Source organism: Thauera carbonicopians, assembly GCF_025699485.1.
Lineage (GTDB): Bacteria > Pseudomonadota > Gammaproteobacteria > Burkholderiales > Rhodocyclaceae > Thauera.
Window position 1 is genome coordinate 345,780 of the sequence record NZ_JANUXN010000004.1, and the last position, 16,940, is coordinate 362,719.

At 65.7% G+C, this 16,940-nt stretch carries 17 protein-coding genes, 1 tRNA gene and 1 other RNA gene; 7 read left to right on the forward strand and 12 right to left on the reverse strand.

The window, feature by feature from the left end:
- Positions 1-87 precede the first annotated feature (87 nt).
- Complete coding sequence (locus NX068_RS08960) at positions 88-312, forward strand: cysteine-rich CWC family protein (RefSeq protein ID WP_263460923.1); 225 nt, start codon at positions 88-90, stop codon at positions 310-312.
- 24 nt (positions 313-336) lie between these two features.
- On the opposite strand, the gene NX068_RS08965 is transcribed toward NX068_RS08960, so the two are convergent.
- The 10 genes from NX068_RS08965 to NX068_RS09010 all read right to left on the reverse strand — a co-directional run bounded on the left by NX068_RS08965 (position 337) and on the right by NX068_RS09010 (position 10,703).
- On the reverse strand, positions 337-699 hold the full coding sequence (locus NX068_RS08965) for a barstar family protein (RefSeq protein ID WP_263460924.1): 363 nt from the start codon (positions 697-699) through the stop codon (positions 337-339).
- Complete coding sequence (locus NX068_RS08970; RefSeq protein WP_263460925.1) at positions 696-1,055, reverse strand: guanyl-specific ribonuclease; 360 nt, start codon at positions 1,053-1,055, stop codon at positions 696-698. The genes NX068_RS08965 and NX068_RS08970 overlap by 4 nt, the downstream gene beginning before the upstream one ends.
- A 9-nt stretch (positions 1,056-1,064) precedes the next feature.
- Complete coding sequence (locus NX068_RS08975) at positions 1,065-2,714, reverse strand: tetratricopeptide repeat-containing response regulator (protein WP_263460926.1); 1,650 nt, start codon at positions 2,712-2,714, stop codon at positions 1,065-1,067.
- A gap of 162 nt (positions 2,715-2,876) precedes the next feature.
- Complete coding sequence (gene aspS, locus NX068_RS08980) at positions 2,877-4,676, reverse strand: aspartate--tRNA ligase (protein WP_263460927.1); 1,800 nt, start codon at positions 4,674-4,676, stop codon at positions 2,877-2,879.
- Between the two features lie 65 nt (positions 4,677-4,741).
- The gene (locus NX068_RS08985; protein ID WP_263460928.1) at positions 4,742-5,365 is read right to left on the reverse strand and encodes a DUF502 domain-containing protein; all 624 of its coding nucleotides are present in this window, start codon (positions 5,363-5,365) and stop codon (positions 4,742-4,744) included.
- A gap of 129 nt (positions 5,366-5,494) precedes the next feature.
- Positions 5,495-5,767 (reverse strand): FmdB family zinc ribbon protein, encoded by a 273-nt coding sequence (locus NX068_RS08990; RefSeq protein WP_263460929.1) that lies wholly within the window; start codon positions 5,765-5,767, stop codon positions 5,495-5,497.
- Positions 5,768-5,922: 155 nt separating this feature from the next.
- Positions 5,923-6,774 carry a prepilin peptidase gene (locus NX068_RS08995; protein WP_263460930.1) on the reverse strand — a complete coding sequence of 284 codons (852 nt, stop codon included), beginning with the start codon at positions 6,772-6,774 and terminating at the stop codon, positions 5,923-5,925.
- Between the two features lie 7 nt (positions 6,775-6,781).
- Positions 6,782-8,011, reverse strand: a complete 1,230-nt coding sequence (locus NX068_RS09000; protein ID WP_263460931.1) for a type II secretion system F family protein — start codon at positions 8,009-8,011, stop codon at positions 6,782-6,784.
- 20 nt (positions 8,012-8,031) lie between these two features.
- Entirely contained in the window at positions 8,032-9,750 is a 1,719-nt protein-coding gene (gene pilB / locus NX068_RS09005) for a type IV-A pilus assembly ATPase PilB (protein WP_263460932.1), read from the reverse strand.
- A gap of 119 nt (positions 9,751-9,869) precedes the next feature.
- Entirely contained in the window at positions 9,870-10,703 is an 834-nt protein-coding gene (locus NX068_RS09010) for a cytochrome C assembly family protein (protein ID WP_263460933.1), read from the reverse strand.
- Between the two features lie 51 nt (positions 10,704-10,754).
- Here NX068_RS09010 and ffh point away from each other — a divergent pair, with 51 nt between their 5' ends.
- The 5 genes from ffh to gloA all read left to right on the forward strand — a co-directional run bounded on the left by ffh (position 10,755) and on the right by gloA (position 14,910).
- On the forward strand, positions 10,755-12,125 hold the full coding sequence (gene ffh, locus NX068_RS09015) for a signal recognition particle protein (RefSeq protein ID WP_263460934.1): 1,371 nt from the start codon (positions 10,755-10,757) through the stop codon (positions 12,123-12,125).
- 22 nt (positions 12,126-12,147) lie between these two features.
- Positions 12,148-12,924, forward strand: coding sequence for an EI24 domain-containing protein (locus tag NX068_RS09020; RefSeq protein ID WP_263460935.1), 777 nt, complete (start codon positions 12,148-12,150; stop codon positions 12,922-12,924).
- A complete protein-coding gene (locus tag NX068_RS09025; RefSeq protein WP_263460936.1) occupies positions 12,921-13,670 on the forward strand; it encodes a competence/damage-inducible protein A in 750 nt (249 codons plus the stop codon). The genes NX068_RS09020 and NX068_RS09025 overlap by 4 nt, the downstream gene beginning before the upstream one ends.
- Entirely contained in the window at positions 13,667-14,458 is a 792-nt protein-coding gene (locus NX068_RS09030) for a M48 family metallopeptidase (protein ID WP_263460937.1), read from the forward strand. The genes NX068_RS09025 and NX068_RS09030 overlap by 4 nt, the downstream gene beginning before the upstream one ends.
- A gap of 62 nt (positions 14,459-14,520) precedes the next feature.
- Complete coding sequence (gene gloA, locus NX068_RS09035; protein WP_263460938.1) at positions 14,521-14,910, forward strand: lactoylglutathione lyase; 390 nt, start codon at positions 14,521-14,523, stop codon at positions 14,908-14,910.
- A 72-nt stretch (positions 14,911-14,982) separates the two neighbouring features.
- On the opposite strand, the gene NX068_RS09040 is transcribed toward gloA, so the two are convergent.
- On the reverse strand, positions 14,983-16,227 hold the full coding sequence (locus NX068_RS09040; protein WP_263460939.1) for a nitronate monooxygenase: 1,245 nt from the start codon (positions 16,225-16,227) through the stop codon (positions 14,983-14,985).
- A 181-nt stretch (positions 16,228-16,408) separates the two neighbouring features.
- Here NX068_RS09040 and ssrA point away from each other — a divergent pair.
- Positions 16,409-16,744: a transfer-messenger RNA gene (gene ssrA, locus NX068_RS09045) on the forward strand.
- 112 nt (positions 16,745-16,856) lie between these two features.
- On the opposite strand, the gene NX068_RS09050 is transcribed toward ssrA, so the two are convergent.
- Positions 16,857-16,935: transfer RNA gene (locus tag NX068_RS09050), tRNA-Ile, on the reverse strand.
- Positions 16,936-16,940: the final 5 nt, after the last annotated feature.

Consider the following 16,940-nt stretch of genomic DNA (forward strand, 5'->3'; position numbering starts at 1 on the left):
GACATGATTCAAGAGGGAGATCCAGGGGGATGCCTGGACTCCGGTCTATCATTCGGGCCACGATTGGCGAAGAGAGGTTCGAGCTTCATGGAGCAGGTTGTGAATGAGGCACCGCCGGGCAATGTCTGTCCGCGCTGCGGGGCCGTTTTCAGCTGTGGGATGCGGGCCGGCGAGGAGGTGTGCTGGTGTGTCGCCTTTCCGCCGGCTTTTGCGGTGCCGGCGGCGGAGACCGTGCCGGACACCGGGGCGTGCTACTGCCCGGCCTGTCTGGCCGAACTCGTCGCCGCCAAGGAGCGGGCAGCGGCTGGCTAGGTGCGGCCGGCCAGGCGCGGCCGCTCAGGCCTCAGGATCGTTGCTCCGTCCACCTTCCTCGATGGCGACGCTGAGCGGTGTGGTGGTGCCGGACCAGTAGGCGATGCTGTCGTCGAGAATCTCGAGCAGGGTGGCGTGGCTTTCCGGGTCGGCCGTCTGCAGCTCGGCCTGCCCGGCCAGCACGAGATGGCGGGGCGATGCCGGCAGCCATGACAGGTCGCAGAGCAGGTCGGCAAGCGCATCCCAGTTGTGCCCGAACCAGGCGGGAAAGTGCAGTGCCGCGGCGAAGCGGTCGAGCAGTTCGGTCTTGCCGGTGCAGCCGGCGAGATCGATCCGCAGGATGAGCGGATCCGCGGCGGACGGCGCGGAGGGGCGGTTCGGCGTCATGGGCGCGGTTCCACCTGGCGGAAGCTCCGGTAGTGGTCCGGAGTGTAGTAGAAGATTTCCGGCGGCTTGCCGCCGGCGACGATCCGGCGTGCGCCGCGGTCGCGTGCGCCGGGGGTGGGCACCGTGTATTCGCGGTACCAGCCGCGGGGCTTCAAGGGCAGCAGCTTTTCGCGGTTCTGGAACACCGTGCCGTCCTTGCGGTAGGGAAAAGGCCCGCCCTGCTGGATCAGGGCGATGGTCTCGAAGGCTTCGGAGGGAATGCCGGCGTGCGCGCCCTTGTCGGGCGAGGCGGGCGTGCAGCCCGCGAGGGCGAGCAGGGCGAGAGCGCTCAGGCGGAGCAGCAGGGTGCGCATCATGGCTGGGCGTCAGGAGGAGCGGATGACCCGCGTCATGACTTTTTCCGGCCGGATGCCGTAGCGCTTGATCAGGTCGTGCATGAAGCCGGTGATCGCCGTCAGGCGCGGGTTGGCCGGCGACAGGCGCTGGGCGCGCTGGATGAAGCCGTGGGCCTGGGTGGCGAAGGCGTCGTTCCAGCCGCGGTGCTCGATATGGCGCAACAGCGCCAGCGCGGCGTTGAACAGCACATGCGGATTGCCCGGCAGCTTGCGCGCGGCGCTCATCATCTCGCTCACGGCGCCGTCGAAATCGCCCGCGCGGGCCTTTTCGGCGCCGGTGGTGACGAGCGTCTTGACTTCGGCCTGCACGCGCGCTTCGATCTCCCGGGACAACGGCCCGAGTCCGCGGGTGTCGAGCACGGCGCGGGTGGTTTCGATGGTGCGCTCGTCGGCCGAGCTGCGCAGCAGATCGGCGGCGAGCTCGCTGGCCTGTTCCTGCATGTCCTGTTCGAAGCAGGTCTTGATCAGGTCCTGGCGCAGTTCGACCGAAAGCTCGCGGATCGTGCCGCCGGCCAGCATCGCGGCCTTGAGCGCCTGCTGCGCCTTGCCTCTATCCTGCTTGTGGGCATGGATGAGCGCATTGCATACCGCCTTGCACACTTCGCCTTTCGGCTGCCGTCCCATGCTGCGGTCGAGGTCCGCGATCGTCTCCTGCACGTCGCCGATCTTGTCCAGGGCAAGCTGGGCCTGGACGAGACGGACGTGGTCTTCGGGATCGCGGAACGCCGAGTATTTCCCCTTGCCGACCACTTCCGCAAGCGCGGCTTCGGCGCCGGCGGGATTGCCGATGGCCAGCGACAGAGTACCGAGGCGGCGCAGGCGGGCCATGCGATAGGGGGATTTTTCCGTCGCGGTGGCGAGCGTGGCACAGGCTTCGTGCGGGCGCCCGGTCTCCTCCTGGATGCGGGCGAGCAGCTCGTAGGCCGCGATGAAGCGGTCGTGGCGGGCGAGCAGGTCGACGAGGATGCTTTCCGCTTCGACATGGCGCTTCTTCAGCACGAGGATGCGCGCAAGCCCCAGTTCGGCCCACGGAATGCTGCGCGAACCGAGGATCTCGTGATGCAGTGCTTCGGCTTCGTCGAGCTGGCCGATGCCGACGTGCAACTGCGCCTGCAGCCGCATCAGATCGGTCAGGTACTGGGGGTTCTCGTCGCGGGCGATGCGGCAGTATTCGATTGCACCGATCGGGTCGCCGAGGCGCATCAGCTGCCAGGCGGGCAGGAAGACATCGCGCTTCTGGAAGGCGCGCAGCAGGCGCACGCGCAGCGTCTCGGCATTGAGCGGCTTGAGGATGTAGTCGTTCGGCGTCAGTTCGCAGGCGCTGGTGACGCGCTCGTTGTTGCGTTCGGCGGTGATCATGACGAACACCGTGTCGGGCGGGAGGATGCCGTGGGCATGGAGGTCCTCCAGCAGGTGCTGGCCGTCCTGGCCTTCGCCGAGGTTGTACTCGCACAGGATCAGGTCGTAGCGCTGCTCGCGCAGCTGCTTGATCGCCGCAGTGGCGGATACCGCGTAGTGGGCGGTTTCGATCCCGATGGATGCCAGCATCGTGCGCAGTTGTGTGCGCATGGTGGATTGGCTTTCGACGACGAGAACTTCGAGCTCGCTCGGAAGAAGCATCTGTATTGGCGCCAAATGCACGCGGTGCGTGCCTCAGGCGAAGATTACGTCATCCCGGGCGAAATCTGAAACGGCGCGGGCTTCACGGCCTTTCATCCATCGTCGTGAAAGGTCGTGAAGCCCGCGCTGGCGGCAGGTGCCGGGTGGGCCGGCGCTTGTCGCTCAGCTCTTGCCGATCTCGACCTGGGTTTCGACCTTCTGCCGCAGGCGGATGTGTAGTTCGCGCAGCTGCTTCTCATCCACCTCGCCCGGCGCGTCGGTCAGCAGGCACTGGGCGCGCTGCGTCTTCGGGAAGGCGATGACGTCGCGGATGGATTCGGCGCCGGTCATCATCGTGACGATGCGGTCGAGGCCGAAGGCCAGGCCGCCGTGCGGCGGCGCGCCGTACTTCAGCGCGTCGAGCAGGAAGCCGAACTTGGCCTGCTGTTCCTCGGCACCGATGTTCAGCGCCTCGAACACCTTGGCCTGCACGTCGGCGCGGTGGATACGGACCGAGCCGCCGCCGATTTCCCAGCCGTTCAGCGCCAGGTCGTAGGCCTTAGCCAGGCATTCGCCCGGGTTGCTGGTCAGCAGCTCCAGGTGCTCGTCCTTCGGGCTGGTGAAGGGGTGGTGGCAGGCGGTCCAGCGCTTGTCGTCCTCGTCGTACTCGAACATCGGGAAGTCGACCACCCACAGCGGGCACCAGGCCTGGCCGGTGACGTAGCCCTTTTCATGGCCGAGCCTGGTGCGCAGCGCGCCCATGGCGTCATTGACGACCTTGGTCTTGTCGGCGCCGAAGAAGATCAGGTCGCCCGACTGCGCGCCGGTGCGTTCGAGAATGGTGCGCAGCGCGGTTTCGTGGAGGTTCTTGACGATCGGCGACTGCAGGCCTTGCTCGTTGGGTTGCGAAGCGTCATTGACCTTGATGTAGGCCAGGCCCTTGGCGCCGTAGATGCCGACGAACTTGGTGTATTCGTCGATCTCGCCGCGCGTCAGGCTGGCGCCGCCCGGCACGCGCATCGCCGCGACGCGGCCGCCGGAGCTGGCAGGGCCGCTGAAGACCTTGAAAGCGACGTCCTGCACCGCGTCGGTGACGTCGGTGAGTTCGAGCGTGACGCGCAGGTCGGGCTTGTCCGAGCCGTAGCGGCGCATCGCTTCGGCGTAGCTCATGCGAGGGAAGGGCGCGGGCAGCTCGACCTCGAGCGCTTCCTTGAACACGAAGCGGATCATTTCCTCGACCAGCGCGGTGATCTCGGTTTCATTCAGGAACGAGGTCTCGAGGTCGACCTGGGTGAATTCGGGCTGGCGGTCGGCGCGCAGATCCTCGTCGCGGAAGCACTTGACGATCTGGTAGTAGCGGTCGTAGCCGGCGACCATCAGCAACTGCTTGAACAGCTGCGGCGACTGCGGCAGGGCGAAGAACTGGCCCGGATGCACGCGCGAGGGCACCAGGTAGTCGCGCGCGCCTTCGGGGGTGCTCTTGGTCAGCATCGGCGTTTCGACGTCGATGAAGCCGGCGGCGTCGAGGAAGCGGCGGAAGGCCATCGTCGTCTTGTAGCGCAGCATCAGGTTCTTCTGCATCTGCGGACGGCGCAGGTCGATGACGCGGTTGGTCAGGCGCACGGTCTCGGACAGGTTCTCGTCGTCGACCTGGAAGGGCGGCGTGGCGGCGCTGTTGAGCACCTCGATGTCATGACAGAGGATCTCGATCTCGCCCGAGGTCAGGTTGGCGTTCTCGGTGCCGGCCGGGCGGCGGCGCACCTTGCCGCTCATCTTCAGCACGAACTCGCTGCGCACCGATTCGGCGGTCCTGAACATCTCGGCGCGGTCGGGATCGCACACCACCTGCACCAGGCCTTCGCGGTCGCGCAGGTCGATGAAGATGACACCGCCGTGGTCGCGGCGGCGGTGCACCCAGCCGCAGATGGTGACGGTCTGGTCGAGGTCGGCGGCAGTGACTTTGCCGCAGTAGTGAGTTCGCATGGATGGGTTCCGGCTGGTCTTGATGGCGGCGCAGGGCACCGCAAGGAGGTCTGAAAGAAAAGGTGTTATTCGTTGAGCAGGGCTGCCTGCTCCGGCAGGCGTGAGGGCGGGGCGACGACGCCCATCGAGATGATGTACTTGAGCGCCTCGTCGACGCTCATGTCGAGCTCGATGACGTCTTCCTTCGGCATCATCAGGAAGAAGCCCGAAGTCGGGTTCGGCGTCGTCGGCACGTAGATGCTGACGTAGTCACCCTGCAGGTGCCTGGCCGCGTCGCCGCCGGGCTGGCCGGTGAGAAAGGCGATCGTCCACGAACCCCGGCGCGGGTACTGCACCAGCAGCGCCTTGCGGAAGGCCTGGCCGCTGCTGGAGAACAGCGTGTCCGACACCTGCTTGACGCCGTAGTAGATCGACTTCACCACCGGAATGCGGGCGAGCAGGGCTTCCCACACCTGGACGAGCTTCTGGCCGAGCACGTTGGCGGCGATCAGCCCGGTGAGGAACACCACCAGCAGACTCATCAGCATGCCGACGCCCGGAATGTCGAAGCCCAGCCATGCCCGGGGCTGGGCGCCGTTGGGCAGCCACAGCAGGATCTGGTCGAGCGTGCCGATGATCCAGGCGAGCACCATGAAGGTGATCACCAATGGAATCCAGATCAGCAGGCCGGTGATGAAGTATTTCTTCACGGAATCTCTTTGCAAGGGGCGCCCGGCGCAAGCCGGCTGGGTAGGGTCCTGCCTGGCGCAGCCCGGTTCGGCACGCTCCGGCCAGGCGAGGCCGAACGTGGCCCGGCCCGGCCTGGAACGGCCCGACGCTCAGTGGCAGCCGCAGCCGCCCCCGGAGCAGCTGTGGGCGGCAGGCGCGCTGCTGCCGGTGCCGCTCGACGTGCTGCTGCTACTGGTGCCGCCGCTCTTGAAGTCGGTCGCGTACCAGCCGCTGCCCTTCAACTGGAAACCGGCGGCCGACAGCAGCTTGGCATAGTTGGCGGCGCCGCAGGAAGGGCAGGTGGAGAGCGGGTTGTCGCTCATTTTCTGGAGGTGTTCCTTCTGGAAACCGCAATCCGGGCAACGATATTCGTAGATGGGCATGACAGGCTCCCGAAAACAAGTGCGCAAGTCTAACGCAATGCAGCATAAGGAAAAAGTCGAAGTCCGCGGCAGCGGAGCAAGGCGGCAGATGGGGGCGGGCGGCGGGAGTTTCAAGAACGGGCGGGCGATGCCTCGGTGCTGTCGCCTGCGCCGGGCTACAGCACGGCGAGGTAGCGGGAGCTCAGGGCTTCGCCCCAGAACAGCGCGATCACGCCTGCCGCGGCGAGATAGGGGCCGAAGGGGATCGGAATGTCGCGGCCGCGGCGGGCGATGACGATCAGCGTGATGCCGATCAGCGCACCGACCAGCGACGAGAACAGGATCGTCAATGGCAGCGCCTGCCAGCCCAGCCAGGCGCCGATCGCCGCCAGCAGCTTGAAGTCGCCGTAGCCCATGCCTTCCTTGCCGGTCAGCAGCTTGAAGGCCCAATAGACCGACCACAGCGCGAGATAGCCGGCCATCGCGCCGACGACCGCGCTCGGCAGATCGGTGAATGTATGGCCCAGATTGAACAGCAGGCCGAGCCACAGCAGCGGCAGCGTCAGTTCATCGGGAAGCAGCTGGGTGTCGAGGTCGATGAAGGCAAGCGCCACCATCGCCCAGATGAAGAGCAGGGCGCCGAGCGCAGCGAGGCCGAAGCCGAAATGCCAGGCGGCATAGGCCGACAGGGCGGCGGTGAAGGCCTCGACGATCGGGTAGCGCTTGCTGATGCCGGCACCGCAGTGGCGGCAGCGGCCGCGCAGCGCCAGATAGCTGACGATCGGAATGTTCTCGAAGGCGCCGATCAGATGCCCGCAATGCGGGCAGCGCGAGCGCGGCGTGGCGAGGTTGAAGCGCTCGGCTGCCGGCGCCGGTTCGCCGCGCAGTTCCGCCGCCTGGGCATGCCATTCGCGCTCCATCATCCTGGGCAGGCGATGGATCACCACATTGAGGAAGCTGCCGACGAACAGCCCGAGCAGGGCTCCCAGTACGGTGAAGACGGCAGGGTCGCGCAGCGCGTCCAGCATGGAATTCTCAGACGATGGAGCCGAGCTTGAAGATCGGCAGGTACATCGCGACCACCAGGCCGCCGATCACGGTGCCGAGGAAGACCATGATGATCGGCTCGAGCAGCTGCGAAAGGCCTGCGACGGCCTCGTCGACCTCCTGCTCGAAGAAGTCGGCGACCTTGCCGAGCATGGCGTCGAGCTGGCCGGACTCCTCGCCGATCGACACCATCTGCACCACCATGGTCGGGAACACGTCCGAGCTCTGCATCGCCACGGTGAGACTGGTGCCGGTGCTGACTTCGCTCTGGATCTCGCGCGTCGCCGTCAGGTAGACGTGGTTGCCCGAGGCGCCGCCCACCGAGTCGAGCGCCTCCACCAGCGGCACGCCGGCGGCGAACATGGTCGACAGCGTCCGCGTCCAGCGCGCCACGGTGGCCTTGCGGATGATGGCACCGACGACCGGCAGCTTGAGCACCATGCGGTCGACCGCGATCTGCATCGCCGGCGAGCGCTTGTAGAGCCAGCCGATGACGGCGATGGCCAGGATCGGTATGCCGAGGACGATGTACCAGAAGTCGACGAAGAAGTCGGACATCGTGATCACGATCATCGTCGGCGCCGGAAGGTCGGCGCCGAAGCCGGCAAAGACGCTCTTGAATTCGGGGATGACGAACAGCATCATCACCGAGATGACCAGCGCGGCCACCACCATGACGGCGATCGGGTAGAACAGCGCGGACTTGATCTTGCCCTTGATGGCGAGGATCTTTTCCTTGTAGGTGGCGATGCGGTCGAGCAGGCTGTCGAGGATGCCGGCCTGTTCGCCCGCGCTGACGAGGTTGCAGAACAGCCTGTCGAAATGCACCGGGTGCCTGGAGAAGGCCTGCGACAGGCTGGAGCCGGTCTCGACGTCGGTGCGGACATCGTTGAGCAGGCGCGCCAGCGCAGGGTTGCCCGAGCCCTTGATACCGATGTCGAAGGCCTGCAGCAGCGGCACGCCGGATTTCATCATCGTCGCCAGCTGGCGGGTGAACAGCGCGATGTCCTTGTCGGAAATCTTGCCGCCCCGCGACATCCTCTGCTGCTTGACCTTGGTGACCAGGATGCCTTGCCGGCGCAGCATGGCGCGAACGAGGGCATCGCCGTTGCTGCGGATTTCGCCGCGGACGATCTTGCCGGTCTTGTCCTTGCCTTCCCAGTTGTACAGATGCTCTTTCGGCTCCGTCTGACGCGCTGCCCGGCTTGCGGTTGCCATGTGATCGAACTTCCTTTGCCTTATTCGTTGGTCGTGGCCAGCACTTCTTCGAGTGAGGTAACGCCTTGCCTGACCTTGAGCAGGCCGGACTTGCGCAGGTCGCGCACGCCTTCGCGTTCGGCCTGTGCGGCGATGTCCATCGAGTTCCCGCCCGTCATGATGATATGGGCAATTTCCTCGCTGATGGGCATGACCTGGTAGATGCCAACCCGTCCCTTATAACCGCTGCCCTTGCAGCGCTCGCAACCCACTGGTCCATAGGGCTGCCAGCTGCCGTCGAGGTCTTCCACCGTGAAACCGGCTTCCAGCATCGCTTCGATCGGTATGTCGGCCGGTTTCTTGCAGGAGCATAACCGCCGCGCCAGGCGTTGCGCCGTGATCAGGATCACTGAAGAGGCAATATTGAACGGCGCCACGCCCATGTTCTTGAGGCGTTCGAGCGTGGTCGGTGCGTCGTTGGTGTGCAGCGTGGACAGCACGAGGTGGCCGGTCTGTGCGGCCTTGATCGAGATCTCGGCGGTTTCGAGGTCGCGGATTTCGCCGACCATGATCACGTCCGGATCCTGGCGCAGGAAGGCGCGCAGGGAAGCGGCGAAAGTCAGCCCGGCCTTTTCGTTGACGTTGACCTGGTTGATGCCGGGCAGATTGATTTCCGCCGGATCTTCCGCGGTCGAGATGTTGACGCCCGCCTTGTTCAGCAGGTTGAGGCAGGTGTACAGCGATACGGTCTTGCCGGAGCCCGTCGGGCCGGTGACGAGGATCATGCCGTAGGGGCGTTCGATGGCGCTGAGAAGGGCCTGGCGCTGGTCCGGCTCGTAGCCGAGGGCGTCGATGCCGAGCATCGCCGAGCTCGGGTCGAGGATACGCATCACGATCTTCTCGCCGTGCAGCGTCGGCAGCGTCGACACGCGGAAATCGATGGCCTTGTTCTTGGACAGCACCAGCTTCATGCGTCCGTCCTGCGGAATGCGCTTCTCGGAGATGTCCAGGCGTGAGATGACCTTGATGCGGGCGGCGATCTTCTCCTTCAGCACCAGCGGCGGCTGGGCGATCTCGCGCAGCGTGCCGTCGGTGCGCACGCGGATGCGGTAGTACTTCTCGTAAGGCTCGAAATGGACGTCGGACGCGCCTTCGTTGATCGCGTCGATCAGCACTTTCTGGATGAAGCGGACGACCGGCGCGTCGTCGACATCGTTGCTGGCTTCTTCTTCCGCCTGTGCTTCGCCCGGCGCCTCCTGGTTGAGGAGGTCCATGTCGAAATCGTCGCCGGTGAGTTCCTTCAGCGTCTCGGAGGCGGATTCCGACAATCCGTCCACCACGCGCTTGAGCTTGTCGGCTTCGGCGACCACCAGATCGAGCTGCATGCCGGTCTGGAAGCGGATCTCGTCCAGCGCGCGCATGCTGGACGGATCGGCAAGGGCGAGCGTGATGCGGTTCTGGCGCTTGGCCAGGGCCACGACCTGATGCTTCTGCATCAGCTTGCGGTCGACCGCGTCCGCCGAGAACATCGCCTTGTCGAAAGCGGCGATGTCGATCAGCGGATAGCCGAAGGTGTCGGCGGCGAAGCGGGCCATCGCCGCGGCGGACAGCAGGCCGCGCTGCGCGACTTCGAGCATGAAGGCGTTGGCGCCTTCGGCGCTCCGCGGAGTACAGGCGATCGCGTCGGCTTCGGAGATGCGCCCGTGCTGAACGAGAGCCCGAGCGAAGCCGCTCAGGGCTGATTGAGGATTTGCCGCCATGCCGTGCCCTATTGAATTGCGGTCGATGTTGCATTCCAGCTCAGGCCTTGTAAAGGCTTCAATACGGCATCAGAACCGGCTCCGTGCTCATCGTCACGGATGCGTTGGCGGAACCGGGTTCAGCCCGTCCGCTGCAGCACCACTTCGATGACGAAGCGGCTGCCGACGTAGGCGAGCATCAGCGCGACGAAGCCGGCCAGGGTCCAGCGCAGCGCGGTCCGGCCGCGCCAGCCCCATAGCTGGCGGCCGAGCAGGAGTCCGCCGAACAGCAGCCAGGAGACGAAGGCGAAGACCGTCTTGTGGTCGACCCGGAACGCCTGGCCGAACAGGGACTCCGAGAACATCACGCCGCTGATGAGCGTCAGCGTGAGCAGCACGAAGGCGATCGAGATCAGCCGGAACAGCAGCGCTTCCATCGTCAGCAGTGGCGGCAGGCCCGCCAGCAGCCGGCTGAAGCGGGCATTGTGCAACTGGCGCCCGGCGATCGACATCAGCATCGCGTGCAGCGCAGCCAGGGTGAACAGGCTGTAGGCCAGCATGGCGATGACGAAATGGGCGCGGAACGCGGGCGAGGCCGCGTTGGCGAGAACGTGCTCGCCCGGAAAGATCAGCGGCACGATGCTCGCCACCACGCCGGCCGGCATGATCACCGTATGCAGGCCGTCCAGCCGGGTATAGAGTGTCTCGACCCAGTAGAAGCAGACTGCCAGCCAGACCATCAGCGACATCGCCACGCCGAAGCCGAAGCGCATCTGCCCGTCCGGGAAGATCGCCGTGTGCAGGGCTGCGCCGTGTGCGATCAGCGTCAGCAGCAGGAACAGGCGCTCGCGCAACGACATGCACGACTGGCCTTTCGCTGCGGGCGCGCGTGCGGCAGTGTAGCTGCGCCAGTACGCGATGCCGACGCCGGCGTAAAGCGAGGCGGGAATCAGATGAAGTAGAATTGAGCGCATAGCAGGACATCAGTTTACTCCAAGTCACCCCCGGACGAAGGCTTCTCGCACATGCTCGACAATCTCACCCAGCGGCTGTCAAAGGTCGTCAAGACCCTGCGTGGCCAGGCCCGCCTGACGGAAGACAACATCCAGGAGGCGATGCGCGAGGTGCGCATGGCGCTGCTCGAGGCCGATGTCGCGCTGCCGGTGGTCAAGGATTTCATTGCCAAGGTCAAGGAAAAGGCGGTGGGCCAGGAGGTCGTCGGCTCGCTGACTCCCGGCCAGGCGCTGGTCGGGGTCGTGCACGACGAATTGCGCAGCCTGATGGGCAGCGCCCACGAGGGCCTGAATCTCGCCGTCCAGCCGCCTGCGGTGGTGCTGATGGCCGGCCTGCAGGGCGCAGGCAAGACCACCACGACCGGCAAGCTCGCCAAGCTGCTGCACGAGCAGCAGAAGAAGAAAGTGCTGGTGGTGTCCACCGACGTCTATCGCCCGGCGGCGATCGAGCAGTTGAAGACGGTGGCGGGCCAGGCGGGCGTCGAGTTCTTCCCGTCGGCCGTGGGGCAGCAGCCGGTCGACATCGCGCAGGCTGCGCTGGACTATGCCCGCAAGCACCATGTCGACGTGCTGCTGGTCGATACCGCCGGCCGCCTGGCCATCGACGAGGCGATGATGGCCGAGATCAAGGCCTTGCACGCCGCGGTGTCGCCGATCGAAACTCTGTTCGTGGTCGACGCCATGCTCGGCCAGGACGCAGTCAATACTGCGCGCGCCTTCAACGAGGCGCTGCCGCTGACCGGCGTGGTGCTGACCAAGTTGGACGGCGATTCGCGCGGCGGCGCGGCGCTGTCGGTGCGCCACGTCACCGGCAAGCCGCTGAAGTTTGCCGGTGTCGGCGAAAAACTCAGCGGAATCGAGCCTTTCCATCCTGATCGCATGGCCAGCCGCATCCTCGGCATGGGCGACATCCTCGGCCTGGTCGAGGAGGCGCGCCGCGGCGTAGACGAGGAAAAGGCGCGCGTCTTCGCGCAGAAGCTCAAGAGCGGCAAGGGTTTCGACCTCAACGACTTCAAGGAGCAGATCGGCCAGATGCGCAAGATGGGCGGCCTGGCTTCGATGATGGACAAGCTGCCGGCGCAGTTCGCCCAGGCTGCCGGGCAGTTGCAGGGCGGCGCGGAAGAAAAGGCGATCGGCCGGATCGAAGGCATCATCAACTCGATGACGCCGCTCGAGCGCGCCAAGCCCGAAATCCTCAAGGCCAGCCGCAAGCGGCGCATCGCCGCCGGCGCGGGGGTGACGGTGCAGGAAGTGAATCGCCTGCTGAACCAGTTCGAGCAGACGCAGAAAGTGATGAAGCAGTTCTCCAAGGGCGGCATGCACAAGATGATGCGTGCCATGAAAGGCATGATGCCGGGTGGCTTGCCGGGCATGCCGCGTTGAACACGCCGGGCACGGGGGAGACATGAAGGAGATCCTGATCGCTTTTGGCCGCGCCACGCGCAGCCTGTTCCAGCGCGACATCTTCTGGCACCTGCTGTGGCCGGGCCTGGTGTCGATGATGATCTGGACCGTCGTTGCGGTGCTCGCCTGGGTGCCGGTGACGGACTGGATCTTCGCCTGGGTGGGGGGCTGGAGCTTCGTCGGCACCTGGATTTCGGCTTCCGAGGCGACGGCCGCCGTGACCCTGGTGCTGGTCAAGATTGCGGTGGCGCTGGCCCTGGTGCCGCTGGTCTATGTCACCGCAGCGCTGATCGTCGCCGCCATCGCGCTGCCGATGATGCTGGAGCGCGTCGCCCGCCGCGACTATGCCGACATCGAGCAACGCAAGGGCGGTTCCAACCTGGGCAGCGCCTGGAATTCGATCCTTGCCGGCGTGCTGTTCCTGATCGCCCTGATCGTGTCGCTGCCTTTCTGGCTGATCCCCGGCGTGGGCCTGCTGGCTTCGGTCTTCCTGACCGGTTGGCTGAACCAGCGTGCCTTCGGCTACGACGCACTGATGCTGCATGCCGACAACGAGGAACTGAACCGCCTGCGCCGCGACTGGCGGCCGCAGATGCTGCTGCTGGGCGGCGGCAGCGCCTTGCTGGCCTATGTGCCGGTGGTGAACCTCGTTGCGCCGGCCTATGCCGGTCTGGCTTTCGTCCATTACCTGCTCGACCGGCTGCGCCAGGACCGCCTGGTGCGCGGTGTGACCCTGCTCGATGCCGAAGCGCCCGGCCGGGAGCAGATTCCGCAATGAATTTCGGTGCCCTGATCATCGGCGACGAGATCCTGTCGGGCCGCCGCGGCGACAGGCATCTGGCCAGGCTGGTCGAACTGCTCGGCGCGCGCGGCCTCAAGCTGTCGTGGGCGCGCTACTGCGGCGACGACTTCGAGCAGCTCACCGACACGCTGCGCCAGACCTTTGCCACCGGCGACGTCGTCTTCAGCTTCGGCGGCATCGGCGCCACGCCGGACGACCGCACGCGCGAGGCGGCCGGCGCCGCGCTCGGCCTGGAGCTCGAGTTGCACCCGGAGGCGGAGGCCGAGATTCGCGCCCGCTTCGGTGACGAAACCACGCCCGAACGCCTGCAGATGGGGGTTTATCCGCGTGGCAGCGAGATCGTGCCGAACCCCTACAACCGGATTCCGGGCTTTTCCATACGCAAGCACTATTTCACGCCGGGCTTCCCGAAGATGGCCTGGCCGATGGTCGAATGGGTGCTCGATACCGAATACGCCCACCTGCACCACGCCGAGGATTATATCGAGCAGGCGATCACCGTCTGGGACGCCTACGAAGGCCAGTTGATCGGTCTGATGCGGCAGATCACCGCCGACTTCCCCGATGCGACGCTGTTCAGCCTGCCCACGCTGGCGGAAGAAGGGCAGCGCCGCTCGCTCGAACTGGGCATGAAAGGGGCAGCCGAGCGCGTGGCGGCGGCGATGGCCTCGATCAAGGCCGAACTGGATGCGCGCGGGCTGGAGTGGCAGGACAAGGCTTGAAACGAGCGCGCCGCGCGGCGGCGAGCGAGGAAGCGCACCGGATCGAGCTGGGTGGGCAACGTGTCGAGCTGGTGCTGAGGCGTTCGCCGGCACGGCGCACGCTGGCCCTGCAGGTCGATCACCGCGGCGTGCGGGTGTCGGTGCCTTTGCGCACGCCGCTGGCCGAGATCGACGCCTTCATCCGCAATCACGGAGCCTGGCTGCTCGACCGCCTGGGCCGTGCCGCCGAGCTTTCCCGCGCGCCGGTGGTGGTGCCGGCAGACGGCTGCGAACTGCCTTTGTTCGGCCGCCCGATGCGGCTGCGCATCGGCGGCGTGAGCCGCACGCAATGGCGCCCGGGCGCCGATGGCATGGAGGAACTGCATCTTCCTGCCCGGGTCGATGCCGAGCGCGCATTGCTGCGTGCCCTGCAGAGCCGTGCGCTGGCTTGGTATCGTGGCCGGGTCGAGGAGTACTGCCTGCGCCTGGCCTTGCCGGTGCCGCCGGTGAGGCTGTCGAACGCGCGCACGCGCTGGGGCAGCTGCAGCAGTCTGAGCGGCATCCGGCTGCACTGGCGGCTGGTGCATCTGCCGCCCGAACTCATCGACTACGTGGTGGCGCACGAAGTCGCGCATCTGCGCGAGATGAACCACTCGCCGCGTTTCTGGGCGGTGGTCGAATCGGTCTGCCCGGTTTGGCGCACCGAACGTGCCCGCCTGCGGCAGGCCTCGGCAGGCCTGCCCGTGATCGGCACCGCCGGTGCGGTGCAGGCGGGCGCTCAGGTCGACAATCTCGAGGCCGAAGATTGAAACGGCCATTCCAGTCGCCGGCCGGTTCCGGCGGCAAATCTCAAACAGAGGAAGGACTGAACATGAGAATTCTCCACACCATGCTGCGCGTCGGCGATCTGGATCGCTCCATCGCCTTCTACACCGATGTGCTCGGAATGCGCCTGCTGCGCCGGCACGACTATCCGGACGGAAAGTTTACGCTGGCTTTCGTCGGCTACCAGGACGAGCAGGACGGTGCCGTGCTCGAGCTGACCTACAACTGGGGCGTGGACAAGTACGAGCTGGGCACGGCCTACGGTCACATCGCGCTCGAAGTGCCGGACGCGAAGAAGGCCTGTGACGAGATCCGTGCCCGCGGCGGCAAGGTGGTGCGCGAAGCCGGGCCGATGAAGCACGGTACGACGATCATCGCCTTCGTGGAAGATCCGGACGGCTACAAGGTCGAACTGATCCAGAGCAGGGCTTTCTGATCCTGGGCCCGGCGCTCGGCACTCCGGTGGCCGTTCGGGCGGCGGGAGTGCCGGACGCCGGTCTGCCGCCCGTCAGTCGGGCAGGGCGATCTTGCTGTCGGTGCTGAACTGGTAGTCGTGGAACACGTGCTCGGCCGACAGGATGCGGTAGTCGCCGTTTTCCTCGCGCACCGAGGTGTCCTTGAGCCGGTAGGTGTAGTGGCCGCAGGTCCAGCAGTCGAAGTTGCGCATGTGGGTGCACAGACAGGTCTTGTCGAAGACGCGGACCTTCTTCGCCTCCGGATGGGCGGCGACTTCGCGGTTGTAGGCTTCGATGTACTGGCAGTTGCCGGTCGAGTCGAGCAGGTAGCCGTAGGCTTCGCAGTTGGGGCGGATGCCGTTGCCGATCGCCGGGCTGCTCTTGAGCATGCGCATCGGATAGCCGGTGGGCGAGATCTGGTTGACCTCGATCTCGTCCTCGCTGGCCTTGAAGTAATGCTGCTGTACGTCTTCCGGCAGGCCGCATTCCCGGGTCACGGTGAAGCGTGTCGCGACCTGCACTGCCGCCGCGCCCATCTCGAGGAAATTGACCGCATCCGTGCCGGTGAAGATGCCGCCGGCAGGAATCAGCGGAATGTCGAGCTTTTGCTCCTTCAGCCAGTCGCGGATCTCGACGACGATGGTGGCGAGATCGTACTGTGCCCAGTCGAGGCCGAAACCCAGATGGCCGCCGGCGAGCGGGCCTTCGACGACGACGTAGTCGGGCAGCCGGCCGGTGCGGGCGCTTTTCTTCAGGAACAGCTGCAGCGCGCGCAGCGAGCTGACGATGATGCCGAGCTTGACGTCGTGGAAGCGCGGATGATCCTCGATCAACTGGAACGAACCCAGGTGCAGGCCGGCCGCCAGCGTGATGCCGTCGATGCCGTTGTCCATCGCGGCGCGGAGCCTCGCCCGAAGCGTGTCCTTCGGCGCGTTCATGGTCAGCTTTTCCATGCAGTTGATGAAAATCTGGCCTGTCCCGCGCTTGCGTTCCATCGTGCGGCTGACGTGCGTCGCGGTGGCTTCGGCGATCAGGCCGAGGTCGAACTGGACGATGGACTTGTCCGAGTTGGCGACGTTGAACTTGTATTGCTGAAGCTTGTTCTTGACGTATTTCGTGTTGTAGCGGCGATCGGAAACCGTCGGCAGCATCGCGTCCGAAATATGCCCGACGCCGCCCAGGCGAGCTGCCTCGAGGGCGAGGTCGGCTGTCGAGATATCGACACCCATGCCGCCCACCATGATCGGCACCAGCTCGTGCGAACCCAGCTTCAGGCGAAAATCGTCAACACGCTTCATTGCATACAATCCGTTAAATCGGCAGTCCGACATTATCACCCGAGTCGCCGATTCGTCCCAGCCCCGGGCTTCCCCTAAGCGTGCCTGCGGATCTGCCGCATGGATGCACGCCGCCCGGCCGGCCTTTGCTGCGCGATCGGGTGGCTGTGCGACAGCTGTGCTTACAACTCCGGCCGCGAAAGGTAGGGATGGGGCTTGACGCACACGTCCGTCTGCGTACCATAGCGCCCATGGTTGTAATTCCGGCAACCCGGAGGCGTTCTGGACAGGGGTTCGATTCCCCTCACCTCCACCCAAGTGCATTGTGCCGATCGTGAGTGTGTTTGGGTGGGGGTGTACTGGTTTCGACAGGGCGGGCAAAGGTGCGCAGGCAACCCGAGAGGCGACGGACGTAATCCGCGCAAAACCACAAACGCCAACGATGAGCGTTTCGCTGTTGCCGCCTAACCGGCACAGCTGGGGCCGCTGAAGCCTTATTACCCAAGACAGCCGGTGGGGACTTCGGTCCCCATCGTCACGTCTACGGCTTTGTTCGCCCTTGTCGCTTGCTTCCGCAAGCGAATCCCCTTTCCGTTCCGAACGCCCGAACGAAAACCGCCGACCCTTGCGGATCGGCGGTTTTCTGCTTCTGGTGGGCCCCCTGGGAGTCGAACCCAGCACCAACGGATTATGAGTCCGCTGCTCTAACCAGGCATGAGCTAGAGGCCCGGAAA

Coding starts and splice junctions, on each gene's coding strand:
- NX068_RS08960 (WP_263460923.1), top strand. CDS start 88: ATGGAGCAGGTTGTGAATGAGGCACCGCCGGGCAATGTCTGTCCGCGC.
- NX068_RS08965 (WP_263460924.1), bottom strand. CDS start 699: ATGACGCCGAACCGCCCCTCCGCGCCGTCCGCCGCGGATCCGCTCATC.
- NX068_RS08970 (WP_263460925.1), bottom strand. CDS start 1,055: ATGATGCGCACCCTGCTGCTCCGCCTGAGCGCTCTCGCCCTGCTCGCC.
- NX068_RS08975 (WP_263460926.1), bottom strand. CDS start 2,714: ATGCTTCTTCCGAGCGAGCTCGAAGTTCTCGTCGTCGAAAGCCAATCC.
- aspS (WP_263460927.1), bottom strand. CDS start 4,676: ATGCGAACTCACTACTGCGGCAAAGTCACTGCCGCCGACCTCGACCAG.
- NX068_RS08990 (WP_263460929.1), bottom strand. CDS start 5,767: ATGCCCATCTACGAATATCGTTGCCCGGATTGCGGTTTCCAGAAGGAA.
- NX068_RS08995 (WP_263460930.1), bottom strand. CDS start 6,774: ATGCTGGACGCGCTGCGCGACCCTGCCGTCTTCACCGTACTGGGAGCC.
- NX068_RS09000 (WP_263460931.1), bottom strand. CDS start 8,011: ATGGCAACCGCAAGCCGGGCAGCGCGTCAGACGGAGCCGAAAGAGCAT.
- pilB (WP_263460932.1), bottom strand. CDS start 9,750: ATGGCGGCAAATCCTCAATCAGCCCTGAGCGGCTTCGCTCGGGCTCTC.
- NX068_RS09010 (WP_263460933.1), bottom strand. CDS start 10,703: ATGCGCTCAATTCTACTTCATCTGATTCCCGCCTCGCTTTACGCCGGC.
- ffh (WP_263460934.1), top strand. CDS start 10,755: ATGCTCGACAATCTCACCCAGCGGCTGTCAAAGGTCGTCAAGACCCTG.
- NX068_RS09020 (WP_263460935.1), top strand. CDS start 12,148: ATGAAGGAGATCCTGATCGCTTTTGGCCGCGCCACGCGCAGCCTGTTC.
- NX068_RS09025 (WP_263460936.1), top strand. CDS start 12,921: ATGAATTTCGGTGCCCTGATCATCGGCGACGAGATCCTGTCGGGCCGC.
- gloA (WP_263460938.1), top strand. CDS start 14,521: ATGAGAATTCTCCACACCATGCTGCGCGTCGGCGATCTGGATCGCTCC.
- NX068_RS09040 (WP_263460939.1), bottom strand. CDS start 16,227: ATGAAGCGTGTTGACGATTTTCGCCTGAAGCTGGGTTCGCACGAGCTG.